At 57.6% G+C, this 11,962-nt stretch carries 11 protein-coding genes; 7 read left to right on the top strand and 4 right to left on the bottom strand.

What is annotated here, in order from left to right:
• Nucleotides 1–91: 91 nt before the first annotated feature.
• Nucleotides 92–1,480 carry an oxygen-independent coproporphyrinogen III oxidase gene (gene hemN / locus NA619_RS12480; RefSeq protein ID WP_255962170.1) on the bottom strand — a complete coding sequence of 463 codons (1,389 nt, stop codon included), beginning with the start codon at nucleotides 1,478–1,480 and terminating at the stop codon, nucleotides 92–94.
• A gap of 198 nt (nucleotides 1,481–1,678) precedes the next feature.
• Nucleotides 1,679–3,304 (bottom strand): methyl-accepting chemotaxis protein, encoded by a 1,626-nt coding sequence (locus NA619_RS12475; RefSeq protein WP_255962169.1) that lies wholly within the window; start codon nucleotides 3,302–3,304, stop codon nucleotides 1,679–1,681.
• A gap of 620 nt (nucleotides 3,305–3,924) precedes the next feature.
• On the opposite strand from NA619_RS12475, the gene galU reads away from it, so the two are divergent.
• Entirely contained in the window at nucleotides 3,925–4,764 is an 840-nt protein-coding gene (galU, locus tag NA619_RS12470) for a UTP--glucose-1-phosphate uridylyltransferase GalU (RefSeq protein ID WP_255962167.1), read from the top strand.
• Between the two features lie 47 nt (nucleotides 4,765–4,811).
• Here galU and NA619_RS12465 read toward each other — a convergent pair whose 3' ends face one another.
• Nucleotides 4,812–5,234 carry a VOC family protein gene (locus NA619_RS12465; protein WP_255962165.1) on the bottom strand — a complete coding sequence of 141 codons (423 nt, stop codon included), beginning with the start codon at nucleotides 5,232–5,234 and terminating at the stop codon, nucleotides 4,812–4,814.
• Between the two features lie 83 nt (nucleotides 5,235–5,317).
• Here NA619_RS12465 and gorA point away from each other — a divergent pair, with 83 nt between their 5' ends.
• Entirely contained in the window at nucleotides 5,318–6,676 is a 1,359-nt protein-coding gene (gorA, locus tag NA619_RS12460) for a glutathione-disulfide reductase (protein WP_255962164.1), read from the top strand.
• A 116-nt stretch (nucleotides 6,677–6,792) separates the two neighbouring features.
• On the opposite strand, the gene NA619_RS12455 is transcribed toward gorA, so the two are convergent.
• Nucleotides 6,793–7,278: a copper chaperone PCu(A)C gene (locus tag NA619_RS12455; RefSeq protein WP_255962163.1), complete on the bottom strand. Its 486-nt coding sequence runs from the start codon at nucleotides 7,276–7,278 to the stop codon at nucleotides 6,793–6,795.
• A 182-nt stretch (nucleotides 7,279–7,460) separates the two neighbouring features.
• Here NA619_RS12455 and NA619_RS12450 point away from each other — a divergent pair, with 182 nt between their 5' ends.
• The 5 genes from NA619_RS12450 (at nucleotide 7,461) to NA619_RS12430 (ending at nucleotide 11,892) form a co-directional block, all read left to right on the top strand.
• The gene (locus NA619_RS12450; RefSeq protein WP_255962162.1) at nucleotides 7,461–7,829 is read left to right on the top strand and encodes a YidH family protein; all 369 of its coding nucleotides are present in this window, start codon (nucleotides 7,461–7,463) and stop codon (nucleotides 7,827–7,829) included.
• 2 nt (nucleotides 7,830–7,831) lie between these two features.
• Nucleotides 7,832–8,206 carry a DUF202 domain-containing protein gene (locus tag NA619_RS12445; RefSeq protein ID WP_255962161.1) on the top strand — a complete coding sequence of 125 codons (375 nt, stop codon included), beginning with the start codon at nucleotides 7,832–7,834 and terminating at the stop codon, nucleotides 8,204–8,206.
• A 24-nt stretch (nucleotides 8,207–8,230) separates the two neighbouring features.
• Nucleotides 8,231–9,277 carry a threonine aldolase family protein gene (locus NA619_RS12440; protein ID WP_255962160.1) on the top strand — a complete coding sequence of 349 codons (1,047 nt, stop codon included), beginning with the start codon at nucleotides 8,231–8,233 and terminating at the stop codon, nucleotides 9,275–9,277.
• 987 nt (nucleotides 9,278–10,264) lie between these two features.
• The gene (locus NA619_RS12435) at nucleotides 10,265–11,557 is read left to right on the top strand and encodes a tyrosine-type recombinase/integrase (RefSeq protein WP_187433494.1); all 1,293 of its coding nucleotides are present in this window, start codon (nucleotides 10,265–10,267) and stop codon (nucleotides 11,555–11,557) included.
• 266 nt (nucleotides 11,558–11,823) lie between these two features.
• A complete protein-coding gene (locus tag NA619_RS12430) occupies nucleotides 11,824–11,892 on the top strand; it encodes an SDR family oxidoreductase (RefSeq protein WP_232015698.1) in 69 nt (22 codons plus the stop codon).
• Nucleotides 11,893–11,962: the final 70 nt, after the last annotated feature.

Raw genomic sequence — 11,962 nt, 5'->3', positions numbered from 1 at the left:
TCCTACCGAAGCTGGCCCGGCTTGTAGGATGTGGTTGAGCGTAGCGATACCCATGCAGTGGAAGCGTCCAGGCGTTTGGCCTGATCGAAGATCAAACCGTGCGCGAGAAGCGCCCGCGCTGCTCACCACCCAGATAAGCGTCGAATGCCATGGCGACGTTACGCATCATCAGGTGGCCCTGCGGCAGCAGCTGGACACTGCTCTCGTCTATTTGCACCAAGCCATCGGCGATATGCTCGTCGAGCTTGGCCAGAGCGTCGGCAAAGTACGCTTGGAAATCGATGTCGTAGCGCTTTTCGATTTCCGCGAAATCAATGCGGCCGTGGCACATCAGCGAAATGATCACGTCGCGACGCAGCCGGTCGTCCTCGCTGAGCTTGTAACCGCGGTGCACCGGCAACATCCCTTCGTTCAGTCGCGCGTAATACTGCGACAGCTCCTTCACGTTCTGGCTGTAGCTGTTGCCGACCTTGCCGATGGAGGAAATGCCCAGCCCGATGAGGTCACAGTCGGCATGGGTCGAATAACCCTGGAAGTTACGCTGCAGCGTGCCGTTGGCGCGGGCAAGTGTCAGCTCGTCGTCTGGCAGGGAAAAATGGTCCATTCCTATATAGACGTAGCCCGCGTCGGTCAGACGCTTGATGGTCAGCTCCAGCAACTCCAGCTTGCGTTCCGGCGGCGGCATGTCTTCGGGACGGATCAGCTTTTGGGCACGGACCAGTTCCGGCAGATGCGCGTAGCTGTAGGCGGCAATACGGTCCGGACGGATGTCGATGATCTTGTCCAGTGTCACGTCGAAGCTGGCGACGGTCTGCAAGGGCAGGCCGTAGATCAGGTCCACGCTGATGGACTTGAACTGCGCATCCCGGGCGGCCTGGACCAGCTCTCGGGTCTGCTCTTCGGTCTGGATGCGGTTGACCGCAATTTGGACCTGTTCATCGAAATCCTGCACGCCGAAGCTCAACCGATTGAAGCCCAGCTTGCGCAGCTGGTGAATTTGCTCTGGCGTGACGGTGCGCGGGTCGACCTCCAGGGAAAACTCGTGGCTGTCGCTGTCATCCATGTTGAATGCGTCGTGCAAGGCACCCATCAGATCGGCCAGCTGCTCGCTGGTGAAATAGGTCGGCGTACCTCCACCCAGGTGCAGTTGGGTCAGCTTGCGGGAGCGGTCGAACAGCGCCGCCTGCATCTGGATTTCTCGCTTGAGGTATTCCAGATACTCAACGGCGCGGTCGGTCTTGTGGGTGATGATCTTGTTGCAGGCACAGTAGTAGCAGAGGCTTTTGCAGAACGGGATATGGATATACACCGACAGCGGCTTGGGTGCCCCGGCCTCGTTGGTTTCCTGCGCAGCGCTACGGTAGTCATCAATGGCAAACGCCTGATGAAACTGCGGAGCGGTGGGGTAGGAGGTGTAGCGAGGACCCGGGCGGTCGTATTTCTCGACCAGGGCGCGGTTAAAGCTCGGCGTTTGGTCCATGAGTGGGCTTACCTTGCGGTTGATAGGGTGGATGGCCGGGCGGGATCCGATTGCGGCCTGCGACATCGTGGCGCGATTATCCCTGATTCTAGTTCATCCGTCGGCTGTCTCAGATCAAGATCCGTGCACCTTGAGGGCCATTGCCGCCGCTGGAGTCAGCGCAAGGCCAGGGCCTGCCTCAGGCACGGCCGGCCATTTTTAGCGAAGGCGAAATTGACCAACCAGACGGTCCAGTTCCGCGGCGAGCCTGACCAGTTCATCACTGATCTGTGAATTCTGCGAGGCATCGGCCAGCGTGGTATCAGCAATCGCGCTAATGGTGGTGATGTTGCGGTTGATCTCTTCGGCCACTGTGCTCTGCTCCTCGGCCGCCGTGGCAATCTGCGTGTTCATGCCATTGATGGTATTCACCTCACCGGCGATCACCGACAGGCTCTGCGCAGTCCTGGCGACGCATTCCGAGCCCGTGTGAGCACGCTCTTGCGCGCCTTCCATTGCCTGTACGGCTTTGCGAACGCCGCTTTGCAGCTGCTCGATGGTGCGCTGGATTTCTTCGGTCGATTTCTGGGTCCGCGAGGCGAGGGTGCGAACTTCGTCGGCAACCACGGCAAAGCCGCGACCCTGTTCACCGGCTCGGGCCGCCTCGATGGCGGCGTTCAGCGCCAGCAAGTTGGTCTGCTCGGCGATACCGTTGATTACGTTCAGCACCATGCCGATGCTGACACTGTCGGTTTCGACCTGTTTGATCACCTGTGCGGCATGCTCAATGTCGCGGATCAGCACTTCGATACCGTCTAACGCTTCTGTGGCAAGCGAGACTCCGGCACGTGACTCCTCATCCGCGCCGCTGGAAGCCGACGCCGTCTGGTTGGCGTGACGCGCCACTTCCTGGACGGTCGCGCTCATCTCATTCATCGCAGAGGCGACCATGTCGGTCTCGCTGCGTTGCTCCATGACCGCGGTATGGGTTCGCTCGGCAACGCTGGACACCCGGCCCGATACCTCGCCCAGTTGTTTAGTCACCGCTGCCACGGCTTCCAGGCTGTTGCGGAATTTGAAGATCATTTGATTGAACGCATGCCCCATGGCGCCAACCTCGTCATGGGCGTGGACGGCAACGGTGCGGCTTAGGTCCTCGTCGGTGGTCATGGCCTCCATGGTGTGGCGCATGTCGTTGACGCGGCTGATGATGACTCTGCGAATGATGTAGCTCATAAGGATAAGGCCAACGACCAGCAACAGCGCCTGTATCGCGGCTGACATCAGGATGTTGCCGTGTACTTCATTGTCCAGTGCGGAAAGGTCATAGCTGATCCGAACGGCGCCCATGACTGTGTCTTGCGGCACCTGGTGGCACGTAAGGCAATTGGTGCCGCGATAGTCCTGCTGGGCGTGAATTGGATTGATCACCGTCAGCACGCGACCATTCTTGCCATCGCTCACTTCAATGGTGGCTTCACCGGCCAGTGCCCGCTCGTCGAGCTTATCGACCGGCGCCTGATGCGCGAGCCCGGGCCCGAAGACCTTGGTCACTGGCTCGCCACGAACGATGCGAGCGTCGATCACACCGGGACGCGCAAGTATCTTGTCGCGCAGCACTTCGCGCTGCCCCATGGTGCCGGTCAGCATCATGGTGTTGATGCTGTCGAAATAGGAATCGGCCGTGTCCTTGGTTTGTTGCTCGACGACATGCAGGATCAGTTTCTTCTCTGATCCGGCTGAATAAAGAAGTGATGCAGCCAGGACCAGAGCGAAAACCACCAGTAGGGCGAGGTTGATTTTCGACTGAACGGACATTTGCCGAACGGGAGCGGTGCTATTCATTCTGTTCCTTAAAAGCTGCAACAAGTACCAGCCAACACGACCGGGGGTGCGGTCGCTACAGCCCTCAGGCCGACTAACGCGCATCATCCGATGGGTGTATCGGCAGCAAATCCCTGCGCGTTACAGGGTTTTACCAATAGTGGAGCTGTGAAGGCATAACGCCATCAATCAAGCGCGTGACATCCTAGCCTTTGGTCTGCGAGGCAGTCCCAAGGGGCACGACGAAATGAAATCAATCTGATGATTTACTGATCTCGGTCAGTAAAAGCGTGGCATGCGGAAGCCGATTTCGAGCGATCTGCCGAGGGGATGAACCCCGGTAGGTTTGCGGCCCAGGGTGAAACCTGCTCTGAATTTTCAGCCCGTGTTGCAGCGCGTGTCTTTTTTACAGCCCTACTTGGCAATTGGCTTGTCTCGCCTCACGCTAGGCGTCGTTCATGTCAATCACCTCTGGTCGGTTCGCGTGAGCTGATGGAATTCACAAGGCCAATCGTAGAACCCCTCATCGTTTCGGTGGTCGTAGCCTCTAGTCAGCCGCTGTCGGCGGGACATGCAGGATATGACTGCTGACCGATCCGGGCGCAGTGCATCAACTGGAACCTTCCTCTTAAAGGACTCACATGATCAAAAAATGCCTTTTTCCTGCGGCCGGATATGGCACGCGCTTCCTTCCGGCAACCAAGGCGATGCCAAAGGAAATGTTGCCGGTAGTGAACAAGCCCCTGATTCAGTACGGGGTTGAAGAGGCACTGGCCGCCGGGCTGAGTCAGATCTCGATCGTTACCGGTCGCGGTAAGCGCTCCCTGGAAGACCACTTCGACATCAGTTACGAACTCGAGCATCAGATTCGTAACACCGACAAGGAAAAGTACCTGGTCGGTATCCGCAAGCTGATTGACGAGTGCAGCTTCTCCTATACCCGCCAAGTCGAAATGAAGGGCCTGGGCCACGCCATTCTCAGCGGTCGCCCGTTGATTGGTGATGAACCCTTCGCCGTGGTTCTGGCCGATGACCTTTGCATTAATCTGAACGGTGATCCGGTTTTGGCGCAGATGGTCAAGCTGTACAACCAGTTCCGCTGCTCGATCGTCGCCATCCAGGAAGTGCCGCCGGAAGAGACCAGCAAGTACGGTGTGATCGCCGGCGAGATGATTCGTGACGACATCTTCCGTGTCAGCCACATGGTCGAGAAGCCAAAGCCGGAAGACGCACCATCCAACCTCGCGATCATCGGACGTTACATCCTGACTCCGGACATCTTCGACCTGATCGAGCAGACTGAGCCGGGCAAGGGCGGTGAGATCCAGATCACCGACGCGCTGATGCGTCAGGCGCAGGACGGTTGCGTGCTGGCATACAAGTTCAAAGGTCAGCGCTTCGATTGCGGTTCCGCCGAGGGCTATATCGCAGCGACCAACTTCTGCTACGAGCACTTCTACCTGACCGGTAAAGCGTTCTAAGCAACAAAGCGTTTTGTACAAGGCCACCTTCGGGTGGCTTTGTCGTTTCAGGGCGCTGGCATTTCCTCGGCGCCTGGACCCAGCGGTTGTCCGTAGCTGAACTCCACATAATTGCCCGCCGGATCGCGCACGCCGCAGTAGTAACCGACGGGGTAGGGCTCATCACGCGGCGCCCAGATCAAGCATCCGGCCTCGCGCGCCTTATCGGCGATCAGGTCGACCTCGTCCCGGCTGGCCATCGCGAAACCGAAATGGCTGTAATCGTTGTCAGCCAGGGCCCGATCCTGCCCCCCGGGCATGATGACGAAGATGAATTCGCGCTCTCTGCCGGGCTCGGCCATCCAGACGATTCGCGAGCCTTTGCCGGCCCGTTCATGGAATACGTGCATCCCGCAGAATCGCTCATAGAAGGCGATGCAGGCATCCAGATCCGGTACGTGCAAGGCGAGATGTGTCAGGGTAGGGCGCATGGGCACTCCTTCAATACACAGGTGCGGTGATCGGGTGAAACTGCTGGGTTATGCTGTCCGCTCTACAAGGGAGACAACAGTACATGGCTTACGACTTCGATTTATTCGTCATCGGCGCGGGCTCCGGTGGCGTCCGGGCCGCTCGTTTCGCCGCCGGGTTTGGCGCTCGTGTGGCGGTGGCCGAAAGCCGTTACCTGGGTGGCACCTGCGTGAACGTTGGGTGTGTACCCAAAAAGCTGTTGGTATACGGCGCACATTATTCAGATGACATCGATCAGGCTCAGGGCTACGGCTGGACCATCGACGGCGCGACCTTTGACTGGAAAACCCTGATCGCCAACAAGGATCGCGAAATCCAGCGCCTGAACGGCATCTACAAAAATCTGCTGACCGACAGCGGTGTCACGCTGCTGCAGGCCCACGCGCGGCTGGTCGACGCCCATACCGTCGAAGTGGAAGGTCAGCACTACACTGCCGAGCACATTCTGATTGCAACCGGCGGCTGGCCGTTCGTGCCTGATATCCCAGGACGAGAGCACGCCATCACCTCCAACGAAGCCTTCTATCTCGACGAGCTCCCGCGCCGCGTATTGGTTGTCGGCGGGGGCTACATTGCTGTCGAGTTTGCCTCGATCTTTCACGGTTGTGGCTCGGAAACCCGCTTGCTGTACAGGGGCGACCTCTTTCTTCGCGGCTTCGACGGTTCATTGCGCGATCACCTCAAGGATGAACTGATCAAGAAAGACGTCGACCTGCAGTTCAACGCCGATATCACCCGTATCGACAAGCAGCCGGACGGAACGCTGCTGGCCACCCTCAAGGACGGCCGTACGCTGGAAGCCGATTGCATCCTGTACGCGACAGGCCGCCGCCCGATGCTCGATGGCCTGGGGATGGAGAATCTCGACGTCACCCTGGACGAGCGCGGATTCATCGCCGTAGACGAGCAGTTCCGCACCACGACACCGTCGATCCTGGCCATTGGCGACGTGATCGGGCGTGTCCAGCTGACACCAGTGGCACTTGCAGAAGGCATGGCCGTAGCGCGACAGCTATTCAAGCCCGAGGAATATCGGCCAGTGGACTACAACACCATTGCCACCGCGGTCTTCAGCCTGCCGAATATGGCCACTGTCGGGTTGACCGAGGAAGAAGCTCGAGCGAAAGGTCATAAGGTAGTGCTGTTCGAGAGTCGCTTCCGGCCGATGAAGCTGACGATGACCAATAGCCTGGAACGCAGCCTGATGAAGCTGGTGGTCGATGCCGACACGGACAAGGTGCTGGGTTGCCATATGGCCGGTCCGGAGGCTGGGGAAATTATCCAGGGCCTGGCAGTCGCATTGAAGGCAGGCGCGACCAAGCGGATCTTCGACGATACGTTGGGCATTCATCCTACGGCGGCCGAAGAGTTCGTCACGATGCGCACACCTACGGGTATTTGAATTCTCAGCAGGCGCAGGGGATCGATGTCGCGGTGGGTTGTTAGCAGGGGCAGGGCGAGGAGGAGGGCGTCCGGACGGAACCTGGCTCAGGTTGTCCGTCCGGCAGGGCGATGAGTTCAGTGCTGATGATGGGCGTTGTGGTCCGATTCGGGAGCCTGATCATGGATGCCAACTTCAACTGTCACTTCGCCGGCTTTCTCGAAGATCAGCGTAAGGGGGAAGTGCTCACCTGCAACGAGCGGCCCGGTTAGTTGGAACAGCATCACGTGGTTTCCGCCTGGCTTGAACGCCACTTCGCCGTCAGCGGCCAGTTCTACCGATTCGATTTGCTGCATGCTCATCATTTCGCCTTTTTGAACGTGGGTATGCAGTTCAGCTTTATCAGCGCGGGGCGTTTGCACGCCGACAAGCTTGTCCGCCGTTTTGCCCGGGTTGCTTATAAGGAAGTACACCGCACCTGTGGGTGCGGTAGGCGGCATGGCACGGGACCAAGCCTGGGTGACGGCCGGTTTTTCATCCGTCATGTGGTGAGCGTGGTCCTCCGCGATGGCGGTAAAGGTGGCCGTGCCGAGCACGAAAGCGGTTACCAGGCGAAGCAACATGGATTGTCTCCAGAGCGGGTTTGAAGGCCGCACATTAGCATGGCAATCCGTCGCCCGGCTTCACACCAAAGGCACTGGAATGCCTGCTCGGTCGTCGCAATGGAACCTGCACGGCCGCTGTGTTTCTGTTTGAATGAGCCTATAGAACACCACACCTATTTGAATCGGAGTCGCATCGTCCAATGGAACGAAGTCGCTGGAGTCACCGGTTGCTGTCAGGCGGGAAGGAACCCGATCCGCGGTTCACCCTGGCAAACGAGCGCACCTTTCTGGCGTGGATCCGAACGTCCCTGGCGCTTCTGGCCGGCGGCGTTGCGGTTGAAGCTTTCGCCGGTCAGATCTTCACGCTGGAAATTCGCAAGATTCTCTCGGTTTCCTTGTTGCTCCTCGCCATTTTCATCAGCTCATCGGCTTGCGTGCGCTGGTTGACCATCGAACGGGCGATGCGCCACAGCGGGCCGTTACCATTTCCGCTGCTGGTACCGATCCTGTCGATTGGCGGGACCTTGGTTACCCTGGTACTGATCAGCTACATCGCCCTTGGCAGCTGACTATGCACATTTCCTTTCGCCGCCGTCTGGAACCCCAGCCGCCGCCGCCACCGTTGCATGAAGACCCGGGCCTCCAGCCGGAACGCACATCGTTGGCGTGGGGTCGAACGCTGCTTACGATGCTTACGGTAAGCGCGTTGTTCCTGCGCTGGATGCCCTATCACGGGGCTTTCGTCGGTGCGCTCGTGGCGCTTTCACTGATCACCGCGCTCGGCATCTGGACGACCCAGCAGCGCCGTTATATGCGCAGTGCCAGCGGATTGAAGAGCGGCCGCATACAGGCAGATGCCACCTCGATACTCTGGCTGGGTGCGTCGGTGGCGATAATGGGAGCACTCGGGCTCTACACTGTAATTTTCTTGCCGATCACTGATTAGGGCAGCATTTTCAAAGAGGCTTAGATGACAACCGCCAATCAGCAGTTTGCCAGCGACAACTATTCAGGCATTTGTCCCGAAGCCTGGGACGCAATGGCACGCGCCAATCAGGGACACGATCGCGCCTACGGTGACGACCAGTGGACAGCCCGTGCGGCAGATCACTTTCGTCAGCTGTTCGAGACCGATTGCGAGGTCTTCTTTGCATTCAACGGCACGGCAGCCAATTCCCTGGCCTTGTCATCGCTTTGCCAGAGCTATCACAGCGTAATTTGCGGCGACATCGCGCACATCGAAACCGACGAGTGCGGTGCACCGGAATTCTTTTCAAACGGTTCCAAGCTGCTGGTAGCCCGGACAGAGCAGGGCAGGCTTACCCCTACGGCAATCCGCGAAATTGCGCTCAAACGCAAGGATATTCACTACCCCAAGCCAAGGGTTGTAAGCATCACCCAGGCAACGGAGATCGGCACGGTGTACCGGCCGGACGAACTCAAAGCCATCAGCGATACCTGCAAGGAACTGGGCCTGCATCTGCACATGGACGGCGCTCGTTTCGCCAATGCCTGTGCTTTTCTCGGCCTGTCACCAGCCGAGCTGAGCTGGAAAGCCGGCGTGGATGTGCTGTGCTTCGGCGGCACCAAGAACGGCATGGCCGTGGGCGAAGCGATCTTGTTTTTCAATCGCGACCTGGCTGAAGACTTCGAGTATCGCTGCAAGCAAGCCGGCCAATTGGCATCCAAGATGCGTTTCCTATCCGCGCCCTGGGTTGGTTTGTTGGAAAACGGCGCCTGGATGAAGTATGCAGAGCACGCCAATCAATGTGCACAGTTGCTGGCCGAGCTGATCAGCGACATCCCTGACGTGGAGCTGATGTTTCCGGTCGAAGCCAACGGCGTATTCGTCAGCATTCCGCCATTGGCACTCGAAGCACTGAGAAGTCGAGGCTGGATGTTCTACACGTTCATCGGCGTAGGCGGTGCACGCTTCATGTGCTCGTGGGACACCAGCGAGGAACGAGTGCGCCAACTGGCTGAAGACATCCGCGCCGTAGTGATTCAACACCGGTAATCATTAGTGATCGCGGAGATGCCGCAGCGTTCTTACGGAGCGAGGGCGGCATCAAGTGATTGCCATTGGAGAACCCCGGGGACGTGAGCGTCTTTAATAACCCAATACTCTATTTAACATAATATAGATTATGCGAAGTATAGGATTCTGATTCTCTATGGCCGACACCTGGCTGAAAAGCTGCCGCCTCTCACATTGAGTTTGTGGTCAGTCACCATTGGCGCCAATTTCAGTCAATAAATCGGAGAACGCCGTACCGCAGTGGTTACAAGGCTTTTTTTGCATAGAACCCCAGCCTAAGACGGACTTTGCGTCACGTCGAGATAGCGATTTTTTGCATCTCTGGAACGTTAAGGTGGCTAACAGGGACGTCGATTTGTGCTCTGCATGGCAACGTGCTCATAAAAAGAATCGCATTGAGATCTGAAAAGTCATAGAAAATTACAGCGGCGTCCGTTTCACCTTTGATTTCGTTGAAGTTTTAAAATTAAAGTCACTAAAAAAGAGAGAAAGCACACGTGAGCCGTCAGGCTGACCTTAGCTAGCGTGGCGGTAATCGCTGCTCGGGGGTATGAGCGCGGCAGATGTGGATATCTGATGTTCAGGCCGTCAAGCAGTGCATCCCGAATAGTTGTTTTGTTGGCCCACGGATTTCTTGCGATACACCGATGCCAATTGCCATAGGCTGGATAAGCTCACACCCACCTACCTTGGCAATGCTTCGGTTAGGGCTTTGCCAGTCGTCGCGTTCCGGGGGGTTGTAGCTGCATCTAGACGGACTTAGGGTCGCCCGTTCACAGACCTGTTCAGCCTGAATGCCTTGCCTAGGTCCAAATGCGGGAAACAGCCAAGGAGTTGCTTACCGAATCTTCGCACGGGCCTATGGCATCATCCAGACGCGATATCCGATAATCACCAGACCCGGATATTACTCTATACTGGCGGGGAGTACCTATTTAGGCGCATCTACCCAGGCTGGCCATTTTTATGTCGCAACGTCCCCAACCGTTCTTCGAGACATTTGATCGCTTTCACGAACTCAACTTCCTCCACCTCAATGGCGAGCTTCCGGTGGTTCGGGACTTCCTCCTTGGTTTTGGTGATGGGCTTGAGGCGGCTGAGGGGTATCGCGCCGTCCGGGGTTTTCTGAAGTCCTACGCTGGCAACGAAGCTACTTACAACTCTTACAGAACCCATGTTGAGCGCCTGTTGCTCTGGTCCCTGCTAGTGGCCGGTAAACCCATCGTCGAGTTGCGTCGACGAGACGCCGAAGCTTTCATGGAATTCTGCCTCAATCCACCGTCTGACTGGATTGGTCCTGTGGTGAAATCCCGCTTCTTGCGCTTGGGCAGCCGCAAGAAACTCGACACTGACAGCTACATTATCAATGAGCAATGGCGGCCCTTCAGCCACACCGTGGCGAAGCGCGAGCGCAAGATCGCCAGAGAGGCCGTGGCCACCCTTCCCTCCCGTCCCTATCGCATGTCCCAGGGCTCCGTGGCCCAGGTGTTTGCGGTATGTGGCAGCTTCTTCCAGCACGCCATTGATGAAGGCCTGACCGAGGTCAACCCGTTCCGGGCGGTGAAGCAGAAATCCATCTATAAGCAACGCAACACTCTAGATGTCGCTTCTCGCTCACTGACTCAGTTGCAGTGGAGCTATGTGATCGAAACCGCCGAGCAGATGGCTGTCGCTAATCCGCTGCACGAGCGCACTCTGTTCATCGTTGCCACTCTGTTTTCCATGTATCTACGGGTGTCCGATCTGGTGGGGCGGGATAACTGGAGGCCCACGATGGGTGATATCCGCCGCGATAGCATGGGTAACTGGTGGTTTCATGTGGTGGGTAAGGGAAACAAGGCGGCGAAGATCAGCATCCGCGACGATTACATCCAGAACTACCTAGTGCGTTATCGTCGGCACCTGCAGCTCTCTTCCCTCCCCTCCGCCCACGAAAAAACGTCGTTGATCAGCACGCTTAAGGGTCGAGGCGGCCTTTCCGACCGTCATATCCGGCTTCTTCTGCAAGAAGTGTTCGACAGTACCCTGGTGCGCATGGCCCAGGAAGGTTGGAACAACGATGAGATCGACCAGTTGCGTTCGGCGTCATTGCACTGGCTGCGACACACATCGGCCACCTTCGATGCGCCGCATCGGGACATGAAGGATCTGCAGGCCGATCTTCGCCATAACAGCCTCAGCACCACCCAGAATACCTACTACAACTCACTTGACGAACAGCGAGCTCACTCCGTGAAGGGGCTCAAAATAAAAAACTGAGAGTGCTCTCGCCTCAAACTCGCAGGTGAGCGACAACAAGGATTCAATATCCCCAATTCAATTAAACGTCGAGGCGATATAGCGTGACTCCTCGGCAATCGATCTCTGTCGTTGTTCCGCCTTATCGACGGCGGCGCTTCCGTGCAAATGGAGTGAATCTTTGAGAAAGTTCACGGCGCACTTTTCAGCCAGTTCCCAGTTCCTTAGCAAAAGATAGGGAGCGTCAGGTAGCCACTGCGCATCGTCAACGTTGACAGTGCGCTTATCTGGCTAGCCCCGAAGCTTCATTCGTCAGCGGTGCTGAACTGATGGTCGACGGCGGCTTTACTGCCTAAGGAGCAAGCCTATGAGCATTAGCATTATTGGAGCCGGTGCCATTGGCACCGCACTTGCCCGATTACTTGG

Origin of the sequence: Stutzerimonas stutzeri (assembly GCF_024448895.1) — a bacterium.
Lineage (GTDB): Bacteria > Pseudomonadota > Gammaproteobacteria > Pseudomonadales > Pseudomonadaceae > Stutzerimonas > Stutzerimonas stutzeri_Q.
The sequence above is the reverse complement of the archived record's forward strand: the minus strand, read 5'-3'. Positions and strand labels throughout refer to the sequence as shown.

Excerpts from the sequence above, each read along its gene's own strand:
- NA619_RS12455 (WP_255962163.1), bottom strand. The coding sequence starts at position 7,278 with ATGTTGCTTCGCCTGGTAACCGCTTTCGTGCTCGGCACGGCCACCTTT.
- NA619_RS12445 (WP_255962161.1), top strand. The coding sequence starts at position 7,832 with ATGCACATTTCCTTTCGCCGCCGTCTGGAACCCCAGCCGCCGCCGCCA.
- NA619_RS12450 (WP_255962162.1), top strand. The coding sequence starts at position 7,461 with ATGGAACGAAGTCGCTGGAGTCACCGGTTGCTGTCAGGCGGGAAGGAA.
- NA619_RS12475 (WP_255962169.1), bottom strand. The coding sequence starts at position 3,304 with ATGAATAGCACCGCTCCCGTTCGGCAAATGTCCGTTCAGTCGAAAATC.
- NA619_RS12440 (WP_255962160.1), top strand. The coding sequence starts at position 8,231 with ATGACAACCGCCAATCAGCAGTTTGCCAGCGACAACTATTCAGGCATT.
- galU (WP_255962167.1), top strand. The coding sequence starts at position 3,925 with ATGATCAAAAAATGCCTTTTTCCTGCGGCCGGATATGGCACGCGCTTC.
- gorA (WP_255962164.1), top strand. The coding sequence starts at position 5,318 with ATGGCTTACGACTTCGATTTATTCGTCATCGGCGCGGGCTCCGGTGGC.
- hemN (WP_255962170.1), bottom strand. The coding sequence starts at position 1,480 with ATGGACCAAACGCCGAGCTTTAACCGCGCCCTGGTCGAGAAATACGAC.
- NA619_RS12435 (WP_187433494.1), top strand. The coding sequence starts at position 10,265 with ATGTCGCAACGTCCCCAACCGTTCTTCGAGACATTTGATCGCTTTCAC.
- NA619_RS12465 (WP_255962165.1), bottom strand. The coding sequence starts at position 5,234 with ATGCGCCCTACCCTGACACATCTCGCCTTGCACGTACCGGATCTGGAT.